This window comes from Blautia massiliensis (ex Durand et al. 2017) (assembly GCF_001487165.1).
Classification (GTDB): Bacteria; Bacillota; Clostridia; order Lachnospirales; family Lachnospiraceae; genus Blautia_A; species Blautia_A fusiformis.
In genome coordinates, this window is sequence record NZ_LN913006.1 from 2,266,648 (window position 1) to 2,283,903 (window position 17,256).

At 46.0% G+C, this 17,256-nt stretch carries 8 protein-coding genes and 1 pseudogene; 2 read left to right on the plus strand and 7 right to left on the minus strand.

Annotated elements, in window-relative coordinates; all coding sequences use genetic code 11:
- Position 1: 1 nt before the first annotated feature.
- The 7 genes and pseudogenes from pflA to purF all read right to left on the minus strand — a co-directional run bounded on the left by pflA (position 2) and on the right by purF (position 12,640).
- Positions 2-751, minus strand: a complete 750-nt coding sequence (gene pflA / locus BN3261_RS11430; RefSeq protein ID WP_022427299.1) for a pyruvate formate-lyase-activating protein — start codon at positions 749-751, stop codon at positions 2-4.
- Between the two features lie 8 nt (positions 752-759).
- Positions 760-3,021 (minus strand): formate C-acetyltransferase, encoded by a 2,262-nt coding sequence (gene pflB / locus BN3261_RS11435; RefSeq protein ID WP_235812376.1) that lies wholly within the window; start codon positions 3,019-3,021, stop codon positions 760-762.
- Positions 3,022-3,416: 395 nt separating this feature from the next.
- Positions 3,417-4,220: pseudogene (locus BN3261_RS11440) on the minus strand (glutamate synthase subunit beta); the annotation flags it as partial.
- Between the two features lie 13 nt (positions 4,221-4,233).
- Positions 4,234-8,787 (minus strand): glutamate synthase large subunit, encoded by a 4,554-nt coding sequence (gene gltB / locus BN3261_RS11445; protein ID WP_015525746.1) that lies wholly within the window; start codon positions 8,785-8,787, stop codon positions 4,234-4,236.
- Positions 8,784-10,412 carry a CTP synthase gene (locus tag BN3261_RS11450; RefSeq protein WP_022426745.1) on the minus strand — a complete coding sequence of 543 codons (1,629 nt, stop codon included), beginning with the start codon at positions 10,410-10,412 and terminating at the stop codon, positions 8,784-8,786. The genes gltB and BN3261_RS11450 overlap by 4 nt, the downstream gene beginning before the upstream one ends.
- A gap of 321 nt (positions 10,413-10,733) precedes the next feature.
- Positions 10,734-10,958: an HPr family phosphocarrier protein gene (locus tag BN3261_RS11455; RefSeq protein WP_022426744.1), complete on the minus strand. Its 225-nt coding sequence runs from the start codon at positions 10,956-10,958 to the stop codon at positions 10,734-10,736.
- A 287-nt stretch (positions 10,959-11,245) separates the two neighbouring features.
- Positions 11,246-12,640 carry an amidophosphoribosyltransferase gene (gene purF, locus BN3261_RS11460; RefSeq protein ID WP_015525743.1) on the minus strand — a complete coding sequence of 465 codons (1,395 nt, stop codon included), beginning with the start codon at positions 12,638-12,640 and terminating at the stop codon, positions 11,246-11,248.
- A 391-nt stretch (positions 12,641-13,031) separates the two neighbouring features.
- Between purF and BN3261_RS11465 the strand changes: the two genes are divergently transcribed.
- A complete protein-coding gene (locus BN3261_RS11465; RefSeq protein ID WP_059086298.1) occupies positions 13,032-15,134 on the plus strand; it encodes a glutamine synthetase III family protein in 2,103 nt (700 codons plus the stop codon).
- A gap of 290 nt (positions 15,135-15,424) precedes the next feature.
- The gene (locus tag BN3261_RS11470) at positions 15,425-17,149 is read left to right on the plus strand and encodes an ammonium transporter (protein ID WP_059086299.1); all 1,725 of its coding nucleotides are present in this window, start codon (positions 15,425-15,427) and stop codon (positions 17,147-17,149) included.
- The last annotated feature ends 107 nt before the right edge of the window (positions 17,150-17,256 follow it).

Consider the following 17,256-nt stretch of genomic DNA (forward strand, 5'->3'; position numbering starts at 1 on the left):
ATTACTGTGTACCTGCTCCCAGGATTTTTTCCGCATTTTCGATCCGTTCTTTTGTTGGCGGATCAATTCCCTTCAGCGGATAATCAATATGCAGATTTTCCCATTTAAAGGTTCCGAGTGTGTGATATGGAAGAACCTCCACTCTCTCAACTGTCTTCAGTGTTGCGATAAAGTCAGCCAGCCGGTGGAGATAGTCATCCCGGTCATTGCGTTCCGGAACCAGTACGTGACGGATCCACATGGATACGCCCATATCGGAAAGCTTCCGGGCCATGGCAAGGATATTTTTATTGGTACATCCTGTGAGGATCTTATGCTGTTCCTCATCAATGTGCTTGATATCCAGCATGACAAGATCTGTGTACTTCATCAGCTCTTCCCATTTTTCATACCACGGACCCTCTTCTGTGTAAGGGTTGCCGCTGGTATCAAGTGTTGTGTGGATCCCAAGTTTTTTTGCTTTTCTGAACAGCTCAGTAAGGAAATCGATCTGTAACAGTGGCTCGCCTCCACTCACAGTAATACCGCCCTTACTTCCCCAGTAAGAGCGGTATCGACAGGCTTTTTCAAGCAGCTCATCTGCTGTGTACTCCGTCCCTGTTTTCATTTGCCAGGTGTCCGGATTGTGGCAGAACTGACAGCGCATGGCGCAGCCGCTCAAAAAGATCACATACCGGACTCCTGGTCCGTCAACAGAGCCGAAGCTCTCCAGTGAGTGGACGTAGCCAGTGATTTTTTTCTGGTCGTCCATATTTTTTATTACATCCTTTCGTGGCAGGTTCTTGCGATAACGTCAAGCTGCTGCTCTCTTGTAAGGTCGATGAACTTAACAGCGTATCCGGAAACACGGATCGTGAAGTTTGCATACTCCTCTTTTTCCGGATGCTCCATAGCATCGATAAGTTTCTCTTTACCGAATACGTTTACATTGAGGTGATGTGCACCACGATCAAAGTATCCGTCAAGTACATTTACAAGATTCTCTGTACGCTCTTCCTCAGAATGGCCAAGTGCATCCGGGTTGATCGTCTGAGTATTGGAGATTCCGTCAAGGGCATCCTCATAGTCAAGCTTTGCAACAGAGTTCAGGGAAGCAAGAAGTCCGTTCTGCTCTGCGCCGTAAGACGGGTTTGCTCCCGGTGCCAGAGGCTCGCCGGCTTTTCTTCCGTCCGGAAGAGATCCTGTAGCTTTACCATAAACAACGTTGGATGTGATGGTAAGGATGGATGTGGTTGGCTTGGAATCACGATAGGTATGGATGTGTTTCAGTTTCTCAAGGAATGTGGAAAGCAGAGTTGTTGCGATCTCGTCTGCTCTGTCATCATCGTTACCATAACGTGGGAAGTCACCCTCAACCTGGAAGTCTGTTGTGATTCCGTCCTCGTCACGGATTGCTTTTACTTTTGCATATTTGATAGCGGAAAGGGAATCTACTACGTGTGAGAATCCGGCGATACCTGTTGCGAAGGAACGGTCAACCTTTGTATCGATAAGTGCCATCTCAGCTGCCTCATAGTAGTATTTATCATGCATGTAGTGGATCATGTTCAGTGTTCCAACATACAGATGTGCAAGCCAGTCCATCATCTGATCATATTTTGCGATTACTTCGTCATAGTCAAGGTACTCGGAAGTGATCGCCTGGTACTGAGGTCCTACCTGCTGTTTTGTCTTCTCATCAACACCACCGTTGATCGCGTAAAGAAGACATTTTGCAAGGTTAGCACGAGCACCGAAGAACTGCATCTCTTTACCGGTCTCTGTAGCAGATACACAGCAGCAGATGCTGTAGTCATCGCCCCATACCGGACGCATAACATCATCGTTCTCATACTGGATGGAACTTGTTGTAACAGAGATGTCTGCTGCATATTTCTTGAAGTTCTCAGGCAGTCTTGAAGAGTAGAGAACTGTAAGGTTCGGCTCCGGAGCCGGTCCCATATCCTCAAGTGTATGAAGGAAACGATAGTCGTTCTTTGTTACCATGGAACGTCCGTCCTGTCCCATACCTGCTACTTCCAGAGTTGCCCATACCGGGTCACCGGAGAAGAGCTGGTTGTAAGACGGGATACGAGCGAATTTAACCATACGGAATTTCATTACGATATGGTCAACAAGCTCCTGTGCCTCTTTCTCTGTAAGAGTTCCGTTCTCAAGGTCTCTCTCAATATAGATATCAAGGAATGTGGAGATACGTCCAACACTCATTGCAGCTCCGTTCTGAGTTTTGATCGCTGCAAGATATCCAAAGTACAGCCACTGGAATGCTTCCTTTGCATTCTTAGCCGGCTGGGAAATATCAAAGCCATAGATCTGAGCCATTTCTTTCATCTTCTTCAGAGCACGGATCTGATCTGCGATCTCCTCACGAAGCTGGAAGTCATAACGTCTCATACCCTGACGGTCGCATGCTGCGAAGTCTTTCTCTTTACCTGCGATCAGATGATCAATTCCGTAAAGAGCAACTCGTCTGTAATCACCTACGATACGTCCACGTCCGTAAGTATCCGGAAGTCCTGTAAGGATCTTGTTGTGACGTGCTCTCTTCATCTCCGGTGTGTAGATATCGAATACACCCTGGTTGTGTGTTTTGAACTCATAGTTGTTGAAAACATCTTTGATCTTGTCGCTTACATGGTATCCGTAAGTCTCACATGCCTGCTCTGCCATTTTGATTCCGCCGTATGGCATGAAAGCACGTTTCAGAGGTTTGTCTGTCTGAAGACCTACAACCTGCTCAAGATCTTTCAGCTCCTCATCGATATATCCAGGACCATATGCTGTGATTCCTGTTACTACCTCTGTCTCCATATCAAGAACGCCGCCTTTTGCACGCTCTTCTTTCTGAAGCTCCTGAAGCTTGCCCCAGAGTTTATCTGTTGCCTCTGTTGGTGCTTCCAGGAAGGAAGCATCTCCATCATATGGTGTATAGTTCATACTGATGAAATTACGAACATCGATCTTCTCTTTCCAACGATCACCCTTAAAACCATTCCACTGTTCAAAATCAACTTTTGCCAATTTGTTACACATCCTTTCCTGTTGTCTCAATATTTCGTTCACTGTCCGCGCAGTTAGTAATATATAACATTTCTCATGACGACCATAAGATAACAGATTCCGAATTTAAAGTCAACAGCTTGGAAGTATGTTCTTTATAATATACATGTAATTGTATTATTGATAAAAATAATGAGAAAATTGTACCAGATATTGTACAATGTCGGGCGTCTGACGGAGGGCTTTTCCTTTCCAGGGGGGACACTTTGGCAGTGGGGTTTCCCTTTCTGGGGGACACTTTGGCAGTGGGGTTTCCCTTTCTGGGGGACACTTTGGCGTGGGCAAGTTTGCGAGGGGGAAAGGCGCTCGGAGTTACGAAGCCCGCTTTTCCCCCTCGCGCTCCCCCTTTCCGGNAAATCCACTGCAAAGTAGATTCCTTTTGCATCTCTTCCCGGAACCTTGATATCTCTCGGATGGGAAGCTCCGCAGCAGAGAAGGACACGGTCATAATCTTTCAGAAGCTGCTCCGCGGTAATGTCCACACCAACGTTGATGTTGGTGACAAACTTCACGCCTTCCTCTTCCATCAGTTTCAGTCTGCGGTCGATGACTTTTTTCTCCAGTTTCATATTCGGGATACCATAGCGGAGAAGTCCTCCGATACGGTCGTTTCTTTCAAATACGGTTACGCTGTGACCACGGCGGTTCAGCTGCTGTGCTGCTGCCAGTCCGGAAGGGCCGCTTCCGATGACTGCGATTGTCTTTCCTGTGCGGACAGGCGGGATCTGTGGTTTTACCCAGCCTTCTGCATAGGCAGTCTCAATAATGGCTTTCTCATTTTCCTTTGTGCTGACCGGATCTCCGTTCAGGTTGCAGGTACAGGCAGCTTCACAGAGTGCCGGGCATACTCTTGAAGTAAACTCCGGAAAACTGTGGGTCTTGTTCAGACGAAGAAATGCCTGTTTCCAGTTTCCTGTGTATACAAGATCGTTTGTCTCAGGAACCAGGTTGTGAAGCGGGCAGCCGGAAGCCATTCCGCCGATCATCATACCTGCCTGGCAGAAGGGAACGCCGCAGGCCATGCATCGTGCTCCCTGAAGTTTCTGTTTTTCTTTATTTAACGGAATACGAAATTCGTTGAAATTCTGAATACGTTCTTTTGGCGGCAGAACTTTTGCCGTTTCTCTTTCATAATCTAAAAATCCAGTTGGCTTTCCCATTTCCTCATCCTCCTTAATGTTTCACGCCGATGCTCTCATAGAATGCTTCCATCTGTGCCTGCTGGCTGGTCAGACCTTTTTCTTCCAGCTTTGCACTTAATGTGATCATTCTCTTGTACTCATCCGGAATGAGTTTTTTGAAGTGAGGCAGATAGGAATCAAAATCAGCCAGCACCTTCTTACCGATCTCGGAGCCTGTTGCTTCTACATGAGCCTCGATGAGATCACGAAGCTCTTTTTTATCATATTTATTATCCACTTTTTCAATGGAGATCATTGCTTTGTTAAGGTTCTTGTAAAGAACGTTGTCCACATCAAGAACATAAGCGATACCGCCACTCATACCTGCCGCGAAGTTCTTTCCGGTTTTTCCGAGAACTACCACACGGCCACCGGTCATGTACTCGCATCCATGCTCACCAACACCCTCAACTACTGCCACTGCACCGGAGTTACGGACTGCAAAACGTTCACCTGCAACACCGTTGATAAATGCAGTTCCGCTGGTCGCACCATAGAGTGCCACGTTTCCGACGATGATGTTCTCTTCAGCCTTGTATCCGGCCTTCTCTGGAACCTTAACGATCAGCTTTCCACCGGAAAGGCCTTTTCCGAAGTAGTCGTTGCTGTCACCGGTCAGTTTCAATGTCAGTCCTTTCGGAATAAAGGCACCGAAGCTCTGTCCGCCTGCACCTGTACAGTTTACAGTTACCGTATCCTCCGGAAGTCCATCCTTATGATTTCTTGTGATCTCAGATCCGAGGATGGTACCAAATGCACGGTCTGTATTGGTAACATTTACATCAACAGAAACTTTCTCACCCTTCTGGATCGCCGGTGCACATTTCTTGACCAGAACTTTTTCATCCAGAGTTTTCTCAAGATTGAAATTGTATACAGCCTTCGGATCAAAGGTTACTTTGCCCTTTCCTGCATATGGGTTATTCAGGATGGCACTTAAGTCAACCTTACCCTTATGCGGCTCCTGCACACTGTCAGAAACTGTAAGAAGGTCTGTACGACCTACCATCTCATCGATGGTGGCAACACCAAGGCGTGCCATGTACTCTCTCAGCTCCTGTGCAATAAAGCGCATGAAGTTCTCCACATACTCCGGTTTTCCGCGGAATCTCTTACGCAGCTCCGGGTTCTGTGTAGCCACACCTACCGGGCAGGTATCCAGATTGCAGACTCTCATCATCACGCAGCCCATCGTTACAAGTGGCGCTGTTGCAAAACCGAATTCCTCTGCACCGAGAAGTGCTGCAATGGCAACGTCACGGCCGCTCATCAGCTTACCGTCTGTCTCGATACGTACACGGTTACGAAGTCCGTTCATGATCAGCGTCTGGTGTGTTTCTGCAAGTCCAAGCTCCCATGGAAGTCCTGCATTATGGATAGAGCTTCTTGGCGCTGCTCCTGTACCTCCGTCATATCCGGAGATCAGAACAGTCTGTGCACCGGCCTTTGCTACACCGGCTGCAACCGTACCAACACCCGCCTCAGAAACCAGCTTTACGGAAATATCCGCATATTTATTGGCGTTTTTCAGGTCATAGATCAATTCTGCCAGATCCTCGATAGAATAGATATCATGATGTGGCGGCGGAGAGATCAGGCTGACTCCCGGTGTGGAATGACGGGTTTTTGCGATCCACGGATATACCTTCTTTGCAGGAAGATGTCCGCCCTCACCCGGCTTTGCCCCCTGTGCCATCTTGATCTGGATTTCTCTTGCGGAAACCAGATAACGGCTGGTAACGCCGAAACGTCCGCTGGCTACCTGTTTGATCGCAGAGCAGCGGTCATTGTCTGTTCCTGCAGAATCCAGACGCTCATCACTTTCACCACCCTCACCGGTATTGGATTTTCCATGGAGATGGTTCATGGCAATAGCCAGTGTCTCATGTGCTTCCTGTGAAATAGAACCGTAGGACATGGCACCTGTCTTAAATCGTTTTACAATATCCTCAACACTCTCAACCTGGTCGATCGGAATAGGCTCCTTGGCAAACTTAAAGTCCAGAAGACCTCTTAAGTTTCCATGACCCTCGTCATCCACCAGCTTTGTATATTCCTTGAACATCTCATAGCTGCCCTGTTTTGTGGACTGCTGGAGAAGATGAATGGTACGCGGGTTATATTTGTGCTCCTCACCCTGGCTTCTCATCTTATGGGCACCTACGCTGTCCAGAGTAAGATCTGTGGCAAGTCCAAGGGGATCAAATGCCTCAGAATGAAGTTTTTCTACATTATCCTCGATATCTTCCAATGTGATTCCGCCTACACGACTTACGGTTCCTGTAAAGTAACGATCGATCACATCCTGGGAAATTCCGATTGCCTCAAAGATCTGAGATCCCTGATAGGACTGGATAGTGGAAATACCCATCTTGGAAGCGATCTTTACGATACCGCTGATCACTGCATGATTGTAATCATCAACGGCTGCGTAATAGTCCTTATCCAGCATATGTGTATCGATCAGCTCATGGATCGTATCCAATGCCAGATACGGATTGACTGCACTTGCACCATATCCGAGGAGTGTTGCGAAATGATGTACCTCTCTCGGCTCACCTGACTCCAGGATCAGGGCAAGGGAAGTGCTCTTCTTTGTTTTTACAAGATGCTGATGTACTGCGGAAACCGCCAGCAGGGACGGGATCGGCATATGGTTCTCATCCACACCGCGGTCAGAAAGGACCAGGATGTTTGCTCCCTCACGGAAGGCTTTGTCTACCTCTACGAACAGACGGTCAATGGCACGTTCAAGCTTTGTGCTCTTATAATATAATGTAGAAAGTGTTACAACCTTGAAGCCGTCCTTTTTCATATTCTTGATCTTCAGCATATCGGTGTTGGTCAGGATCGGATTGTTGATCTTCAGCACCTGGCAGTTCTCCGGCTTCTGGATCAGAAGGTTTCCGTCTTTACCTACATATACACTTGTAGAAGTAACGATCTCCTCACGGATCGCATCGATCGGCGGGTTTGTTACCTGTGCAAAAAGCTGCTTGAAATAATCGAACAACGGATAATGTTCCTTGGAAAATACTGCAAGGGGAGTATCATGTCCCATGGCTCCGATGCTTTCTGCGCCGTTTAATGCCATGTTTCGGATCGAAGTACGGTACTGCTCATAAGTATATCCGAAGGCTTTCTGAAGGCGTGCTCTCTCCTCCGGAGTGTATTCGACAACTCTCTGATTCGGGATCTTGATATCACGAAGCTGTACCAGATTGCTGTCCAGCCACTCACCATAAGGCTGTTTTTTCGCATATTTTTCTTTGAGCTCATTATCATCAATGACACGACCCTGAACGGTATCAACCAGAAGCATTTTTCCCGGATGAAGACGTTCTTTTAATACGATCTTCTCCTCATCCACAGGAAGAACACCAACCTCGGAGGAAAGGATCATATAGCCATCAGATGTGATATAGTATCTGGATGGACGAAGACCGTTTCTGTCAAGAACTGCTCCCATTACATCGCCATCTGAGAACAGAATGGACGCAGGACCGTCCCATGGCTCCATCATAGTCGCATAGTACTGATAAAAATCTCTCTTCTCCTGAGAAATCGTATCGTTGTTTGCCCATGGCTCCGGAATCGTGATCATCACTGCAAGTGGAAGATCCATTCCACTCATAACCAGGAATTCCAGGGTATTGTCAAGCATTGCAGAGTCAGAACCATTGCGGTTAACTACAGGAAGGACCTTGTGAAGCTCATCCTTCAGATACGGAGACTCCATGTTTTCCTCACGTGCAAGCATCTTATCGGCGTTTCCGCGGATCGTGTTGATCTCACCGTTATGTACGATGAAACGGTTCGGATGTGCTCTCTCCCAGCTTGGATTCGTGTTGGTACTGAAACGGGAATGTACCACTGCAATGGCAGACTCGTAATCCTGGCTCTGAAGATCGCCAAAGAAGGTACGGAGCTGTCCTACCAGGAACATACCTTTGTATACGATGGTACGGCTGTTCATGGAAACTACGTAAGTATTATCATTACTCTGTTCAAATTCACGACGTGCGATGTAAAGCATACGGTCAAAGGCAAGACCTTTTTCCACATCCTCCGGCTTTTTAACAAATGCCTGCATAATGCACGGCATGCACTCTTTTGCTTTATGACCAAGAACCTCCGGGAAGACCGGTACTGTACGCCATCCAAGAAGCTCCAGACCCTCTTTTTCCACGATGATCTCGAACATCTTCTTTGCCTGGGCACGTTTGATCTCCTGCTGTGGAAAAAAGAGCTGGGCTACACCGTATTCTCTCTCTCCGCCGATATCAAAGCCTTCTTTTTTACAGACCTTCTTAAAAAATTTGTGGGAGATCTGAAGAAGGATACCGACACCATCACCGGTTTTTCCTTCTGCATCCTTACCAGCACGATGCTCAAGATTCTCTACGATCTTAAGAGCATTGGCAACTGTATCATGTGTTTTCTTTCCTTTTATATTAACAACGGCTCCGATACCGCAGTTATCATGTTCAAATTCAGGGCGGTAGAGGCCCTGCTGCTGATTTGCTACTTCTCTCATTTTTCTCATCCTTTCATTGCAGCTTCTTCTGCCGTCTTTTTATCAACTGCCGCCTGCACAAATCCACGGAACAGTGGATGTGCATGATTTGGCCTGGATTTAAATTCCGGATGTCCCTGTGTTCCCACAAAGAACGGATGTCCGGCAATTTCGATCATCTCAACAATGTGAGCATCCGGGGATGTTCCTACAATGGACATTCCCTTTTCGTCCAGTTCCTTACGGAATGCGTTGTTTACCTCATAACGATGTCTGTGACGTTCCTGGATCTCTTTCTTTCCAAAAAGCTCATAGGATCTGGAGCCTTCTGCAAGCACACACGGATAGCTTCCAAGACGAAGAGTTCCTCCAAGATCTTCCACATCCTCCTGATCCGGCATCAGGGCAATGACCGGATGTGTTGTTTCCGGTGCCAGCTCAATACTGTTGGCATCTTCATATCCAAGCACATGGCGGGCAAATTCCACAATAGCCATCTGCATTCCCAGGCAGATCCCAAGGTATGGGATCTTATGAACTCTTGCATACTGTGCCGCAAGGATCATTCCTTCTGTACCACGGTTTCCGAATCCTCCCGGAACCAGGATTCCATCTACAGAATGGAGAGTCTGATCCAAATTTTTTTCATTGAGTTCTTCGGAGTCCACCCAGGTGATATCAACCTTTGCACGGCAAGAGATCCCGCCATGCTTCAGTGCTTCCACAACACTCAAGTATGCATCATGAAGCTGTGTATATTTACCAACCATGGCGATTTTCACAGTTTTATCCGGGTGGCGGAGATTTTCTACCATATTTTCCCAGTCTGTAAGATCTGGTTTGCGATTCTCCAGTCTTAAGCTCTGCAGTACTACGTCTGCAAGCTTTTCTCTCTCCATTGCAAGAGGAGCTTCATATAAATATTCCACATCCAGATTCTGAAGCACATTGCTTACAGGCACATTACAGAACAGGGCGATCTTTCCACGGATATCCTCGGTAAGAGGATACTCACTTCTGCATACCAGGACATCCGGCTGGATTCCCATTCCCTGAAGTTCTTTTACACTGGCCTGGGTGGGTTTGGTCTTCATCTCTCCGGAAGCACGAAGATACGGGATCAGAGTTACATGGATAAGGATCGCATTGTCATGTCCCACATCATGCTGGAACTGACGGATGGATTCCAGGAACGGCTGGCTCTCAATATCACCGACTGTACCACCAACCTCGATGATGGCAATTCTGTCCTCGTCTGCGGATTTTGCTCTGTAAAAACGGCTCTTGATCTCATTGGTAATATGCGGGATTACCTGAACGGTACCTCCGCCGAAATCACCATGACGCTCTTTCTGAAGAACAGACCAGTAAATCTTACCGGTTGTCACATTGGAATTTTTGTCAAGGCTTTCATCAATAAAACGCTCATAATGTCCAAGGTCAAGGTCAGTCTCTGTACCGTCATCCGTTACAAAAACCTCTCCATGCTGAATGGGATTCATAGTTCCCGGGTCAATATTAATGTAGGGATCAAATTTCTGCATGGTCACCTGATACCCTCTGGCTTTCAGAAGGCGCCCAAGAGACGCTGCGGTAATTCCTTTTCCCAGACCGGAAACAACTCCACCTGTTACAAAAACATACTTTACTGCCATCTTCGATTTCCTCCTCCATTTTGTGTCCCACAACAAAAAGGCGTCCGGAACAGATTCCAAGGGGTGAGAATTCCCCTGTGGTATCCGTTCCTGACGCCTTTGTCAGTTATCTTTCATATAAAATATGGTTTACTATAAACTATTTTTTTTTATTTGTCAATAACTGATTTTTCATATAGTCTGCGGAATTTCTTCCTATGAAATGGATGCAAAGAAAAAACAGACGCCTGCTAAGGATTTCAAACTGATCTCCTGTCTCTGCAGTCACGTCTGCCTTTTCTTTTTATGTCTTTCATATCTTGTCTGTCTCTGCACTGTCTGTCAGGCAACTGCATATTTCTGAAGGAAACGATCAAACTCATGATCCTCGCCATGACAGGTTACTGTAAGAACTCTGGTCAGATCCATGCTGAGGATTCCAAGAATAGATTTTGCATCAATTAAAATTCTGTTATATGAAATATCTACATCAAAATCACATTTACTTGCAGCCTTAACAAATTCTTTAACATCCTCTGTCGCATTCAATCTAATTTTTTTAGACATAAATATCATCCTCTCTTTTATCTCGGCAAAAAACCGGCCTTTTTTCGGCCTTGCTGTTTTCCTGTATATTCCAGACCAGCGGCCTTTTTCATCTGGCTGTTCCACATTATGTCTCATGTTGTCAGATTTGTCAAGTTGATGTTTTTTATCGTTTTTAAGAGTCTTTCTATAAAAACCCGGATTTTATATGACAAAATCCGGGTTTTTTATATATTTATTGTGCAGTTTTTACATTTTCGTTTTTCAATCCATTATTTTTTACTGTGAGATTAATTCCACATAGTTCATTAATCCTGTTTGATTTCTGCCGGTATTTCCATCGGATAATTGCCATCAAAACATGCTTTACACAGCGGAAGTCCACCTGCCATGCCTTCCAGATAATCGATCTGCATATAACCCAGGGAGTCTGCACCGATCATCTTACGGATTTCTTCCGTGCTGTGCTGTGCTGCGATGAGCTGGTCATTGGACGGCACATCGGTACCAAAATAACAGGGATGTAAAAATGGCGGGGAGCTGATACGTACATGGACTTCTTTTGCTCCTGCTTCTTTCAGCATGTGGATCAGATTGGCAATGGTAGTTCCGCGGACAATGGAATCATCCACCAGAACGATTCTCTTCCCCTTCACCACGGATTCCAGAACGCTCAGCTTCAGATGGACACTGGACTCTCTCTCCTGCTGTGTAGGCTTGATAAAAGTTCTTCCAATGTAACTGTTTTTATAGAACGCAAAGCCAAACGGGATTCCGGATTCCTCAGAATAGCCTTTTGCTGCCGGAAGTCCGGATTCCGGTACACCGGTCACCAGGTCCGCTTCTACCGGATAGGATTTTGCAAGAGATTTTCCTCCACGGATCCTTGCATCATAGATTTTCACGCCATCCATGGTGCTGTCCAGTCTTGCAAAATAAATATATTCAAAAACACAATGAGCATGCTTTTTCTTCTCAGTCAGTTTACTGGATTTCAGTCCGTTCTTGGTGATCGTGACGATCTCACCCGGTTCAATATCACGGATAAATTCCGCTCCTACAGATGTCAGCGCGCAGCTTTCAGATGCAAGGACATAGGCATTATCTCTTTTTCCAAGACAGAGGGGTTTCAGTCCGTAAGGATCACGGGCACCGATCAGCTTCCGGGGGCTCATGATCACAAGAGCATATCCTCCGCGGATCTTCTCTACGGTTTTATGTACTGCTTCCTCTACAGTGGCAGAATGCACACGTTCTCTTGCGATATGGAACGCGATAACCTCTGAGTCGGTAGTTGTATGGAAAATTGCGCCTGTCTGGATCAGCTCCCATTTCAGAGCTTCTGTATTAACCAGATTTCCGTTGTGCGCAAGTGCCAGACTTCCCTTGATATAAGAAAGTACCAGCGGCTGTGCATTCTCTGCGACAGATTCTCCGGTGGTGGAATAACGAACATGTCCGATTCCGATATCACCATTCATATTATGTACAACATCTTTTCGTAAAACTTCGCTTACCAGTCCGAGATCTTTATGGAACTGTACGTTTCCTCTTTCTCCGTCCGTCCTTGAAACGGCCATTCCGCAGGACTCCTGTCCCCTGTGCTGCAGCGAGGTAAGACCATAATAAATAGATGGTGCAATATTCCCTCCATCCAGATCATAAATCCCGAATACGCCACATTCTTCCTTTACTCCTGACATATTTCCCTCCATCTGTTCTTTCCGTATTGTACATCTTTGTCACTGGTCAAAAAGCTTCTTTTGCCTCGATCACTTATAGCGATCGCTGACTTTTCGACTGTATAACTACGATATCAGATTATAATAAAAGGACAAGATTTGTCAACCCTGCCTATTTTCCGACAGTCCGATCGCCCTGGTCAATTTTTTAGATTTTTTCAAAAAAGCTCTTGACAATATTTTATTTTGGTGTATACTGCAACACATAAAGCAAAGGCGCTTTGGATACGGCAGGTATCTGAAGCGCTTTTTTTGTTTTCCGGTCCGTTTATACCCGGTTCTTCCGGCAGCGGTCCTTATAAAATAATTAAAAATTATAATGAATGAGTGAAATCGAAAGGAGTGTACCTATATGGCACAGAGTATCCCTGAAATGTATGGCAGCCTTGTATTCAATGACAAAGTGATGCGAAGCAAACTGCCAAAGGACATGTACAAAGCATTAAAGAAAACAATTGAAAACGGAACTCATCTGGAACTGGACGTTGCAAATTCCGTAGCAGTTGCAATGAAAGAATGGGCTACTGAAAACGGTGCGACACATTACACACACTGGTTCCAGCCGATGACAAACGTAACTGCTGAGAAGCATGACAGCTTCATCTCCCCTACAGGTGACGGACAGGTGATCATGGATTTCTCCGGTAAAGAGCTGGTAAAAGGTGAGCCGGATGCATCCAGCTTCCCGTCAGGCGGACTTCGTGCTACTTTTGAAGCAAGAGGATATACAGCATGGGATCCTACTTCACCTGCATTCATTAAAGATAAAACTCTTTACATTCCTACTGCATTCTGTTCCTACAGCGGAGAGGCACTGGATAAGAAAACTCCTCTTCTTCGTTCCATGGATGTTCTGAACAAAGAAGCGGTTCGTATTCTTCACATCCTTGGAAACAAAGAGGTCCGTCACATCGACACAACCGTAGGACCTGAGCAGGAATATTTCCTGGTTGACAAGGATCTTTACAAAAAGAGAAAAGACCTGATCTTCTGCGGCCGTACTCTTCTGGGCGCTTCTGCACCAAAAGGACAGGAAATGGAAGATCATTACTTCGGAGCCCTGAAGCCTCGCGTTGCTGCTTACATGCATGATCTTGACGAAGAGCTTTGGAAGCTTGGCATTCCAGCCAAAACAAAACATAACGAGGTTGCTCCTGCACAGCACGAACTGGCTCCTGTATTTGATACCACAAATGTTGCTGTTGACCACAACCAGCTGACCATGGAGATCATGAAGAAGGTTGCCGACAAGCACAACATGGTCTGCCTCCTTCACGAGAAACCATTTGAGGGAATCAACGGAAGCGGTAAACACAACAACTGGTCTATGAGCACAGACACAGGTGTAAACCTTCTTGATCCAGGAAAAACACCGGCAGAAAATACACAGTTCCTGGTATTCCTGGTAGCTGTCATCAAAGCCGTTGACGATTATGCTGATCTTCTCCGCGTATCCGTTGCAAGCGCCGGAAACGATCATCGTCTTGGAGCAAACGAGGCACCGCCTGCGATCGTATCCATCTTCCTTGGAGATGAGCTGACAGACGTACTGAAATCTATTGAAAACGATACCTTCTTCAGCAATAAGCATGCGGTACAGATGGATATCGGAGCAAAGGTACTTCCGCACTTCATAAAGGATACCACAGACAGAAACCGTACTTCACCATTTGCATTTACCGGAAACAAATTTGAGTTCCGTATGCTTGGTTCTGCAGCATCTGTCGCAAACCCGAACATCGTACTGAATACCGCTGTTGCAGAGGTTCTTGCAGAATTCAGCGCAGCTCTTAAGGATGTTCCGGAAGAAGAAATGGAAAGCGCAGTACATGCACTTCTTAAGAAGACCATTGAAGAGCATAAACGCATCATCTTTAACGGAAACGGATATACAGATGAATGGGTTGAAGAAGCTGAGAAACGTGGTCTCTACAATCTGAAAACAACTCCGGATGCACTTCCTCATTTCATTGCTGAGAAGAACATTGAGCTGTTTACAAAGCATGGCATTTTTACAAAGGAAGAGCTTTTCTCCCGTTACGAGATCTGGCTTGAGAACTATTACAAGACCATCAACATCGAGTCCAACACTCTGGCTGAGATGATCCAGAAGCAGGTAATTCCTTCTGTATATACATATGTTGAAAAGCTTGCAGATACTGCAGCTGCAAAGAAATCCGTAGTAGCTGATATTTCTGTAGCAAGTGAAGCTGCTCTGATCTCCAAACTGAGTACACTTGCAGACACCATGGCAAAAGATCTGGAAACTCTGAAAGCAGATACAGCAAAAGCTCTTGCTTCTTCTGACGATGTACTTGCATGCTCCAAGGCTTATCAGGAAACTGTTCTGGAAGACATGGAAACTTTAAGAAAATCTGCAGATGAGGCAGAGGCTCTGATCCCGGATGAGTTACTTCCTTATCCGACCTACGACGAGCTGTTATTCTCCATCTGATCACGGATATCAGATAACAATTTCATACGGTAAATACAGGGGATATCCCTTATGAACTCTACTTCATAATTCATTATCGATTTCCTCATCCATTAATCACACGATACAGATATCCCCTGTTTTACATATACTAATTTTGATTTCGTAAAGGCGCGGAAGAGAATTTCCTCTCTCCTGCGCTTTTTCGTTATACTGATACTGGATAAATTCTGTCTGTTTTTTGTCCGGTATTACAAAAATTCTTTCTATACATAATAGGAAAGAAAAAAATTGGGAAAGGGAGTGTTACTATGTATTCTTCAGTAAACACAACTTGGGTCCTCGTCGGTGCAGCACTGGTCTTCTTCATGCAGGCTGGATTTGCAATGGTCGAAACAGGATTCACAAGAGCAAAAAACGCAGGAAATATCATCATGAAAAACCTGATGGACTTCTGTATCGGTACACCGGTCTTCTGGCTGGTTGGATTTGGCATCATGTTCGGTGCAGGAAACGGTTTCTTCGGCAAGATTGGCGGAATCGCCTCAGAGGCAAACTACGGAAACGCAATGCTTCCGGATGGAGTTCCTTTCTGGGCATTTCTCATCTTCCAGACTGTATTCTGTGCTACTTCTGCTACCATCGTGTCCGGTGCCATGGCAGAGCGTACTAAATTCATCTCCTACTGTATCTACAGTTTACTGATCAGTCTCGTTGTATATCCTGTATCCGGTCACTGGATCTGGGGCGGCGGCTTTATCAGCCAGATGGGATTTCATGATTTCGCAGGTTCCTGTGCCGTTCACATGGTTGGTGGTGTTGCTGCACTGATCGGTGCCATCATCCTCGGACCTCGTATCGGAAAATATTCCAAATCCGGTAAATCCAGAGCGATCCCGGGACATAACCTTACGGTTGGTGCACTTGGTGTATTCATTCTCTGGTTCTGCTGGTTCGGTTTCAACGGTGCATCTACTGTCAGCATGGAAGGCGATGCCATTGTAAGCGCCGGAAAGATCTTCGTAACAACAAACCTTGCAGCTGCTGTTGCTACTGTAACAGTTATGCTGATCACATGGATCCGCTATAAAAAACCGGATGTTTCCATGTCCCTGAACGGTTCTCTTGCAGGACTGGTAGCCATCACAGCAGGCTGTGATACCGTATCTCCTACATCTGCAGCTATCATCGGAATCCTCTCCGGATTCATTGTAGTATTTGGTATTGAATTTGTTGATAAAGCTCTCAAAATTGATGACCCGGTTGGTGCTGTTGGCGTTCACGGTCTTAACGGTGCTTTCGGAACTCTTGCTGTCGGTCTTTTCTCCGACGGTGCAGGTACCGAGTGGAAAGGTCTTCTCACAGGCGGTGGTTTCCATGGCTTCGGTGTTCAGTTTATTGGTATGGTTATCACCATCGCATGGGTTGCTGTTACTATGACAATTATCTTCCAGGTGATCAAACACACGATCGGACTTCGTGTTTCCGCTGAGGAAGAGATCGCAGGTCTGGATATGAAAGAGCATGGCCTCGCAAGTGCATACGATGGATTCTTTGTACAGGATACCATGACAAAGGCTCCGACTCCAATGGGAACTTCCGTAAAAGCCCCTGTTGTAAAACATGCTCCTTCTGCTCCTGCTGAATCTGTTCCTGAAATTCCTGCAGACGGCGTACACAAACTGACAAAGGTTGTTATCATCACACGTCAGAACAAGCTGGATGAGTTTATGCAGGCTATGAACGAGATCGGCGTAACCGGTATCACTATCACAAACGTTATGGGCTGTGGTGTTCAGAAGGGTGCTCCAACCTACTATCGTGGTGTTGAGGTTGACATGAACCTCCGTCCGAAGGTTAAAATCGAGATCGTTGTAAGTCTTGTACCGGTTCAGAAGGTTATTGATACTGCAAAAGAAGTTCTTCATACCGGTCAGATCGGTGATGGTAAGGTCTTCGTTTACGATATCGAAAACGTTGTCAAGATCCGTACCGGCGAGGAAGGCTTCCTGGCTCTGCAGGATACAGACGCATGATTCTCTTATGAGAGGAACAGATAAAATCTTCTACGCAATATAAACCAAATAAAAGCCAAAAAGCTCCGGAACATTATTCCTTAAATGTTCCGGAGCTTTTCATATCT

Coding starts and splice junctions, on each gene's coding strand:
- BN3261_RS11465 (WP_059086298.1), top strand. CDS start 13,032: ATGGCACAGAGTATCCCTGAAATGTATGGCAGCCTTGTATTCAATGAC.
- BN3261_RS11455 (WP_022426744.1), bottom strand. CDS start 10,958: ATGTCTAAAAAAATTAGATTGAATGCGACAGAGGATGTTAAAGAATTT.
- BN3261_RS11470 (WP_059086299.1), top strand. CDS start 15,425: ATGTATTCTTCAGTAAACACAACTTGGGTCCTCGTCGGTGCAGCACTG.
- gltB (WP_015525746.1), bottom strand. CDS start 8,787: ATGAGAAAAATGAGAGAAGTAGCAAATCAGCAGCAGGGCCTCTACCGC.
- pflA (WP_022427299.1), bottom strand. CDS start 751: ATGGACGACCAGAAAAAAATCACTGGCTACGTCCACTCACTGGAGAGC.
- BN3261_RS11450 (WP_022426745.1), bottom strand. CDS start 10,412: ATGGCAGTAAAGTATGTTTTTGTAACAGGTGGAGTTGTTTCCGGTCTG.
- purF (WP_015525743.1), bottom strand. CDS start 12,640: ATGTCAGGAGTAAAGGAAGAATGTGGCGTATTCGGGATTTATGATCTG.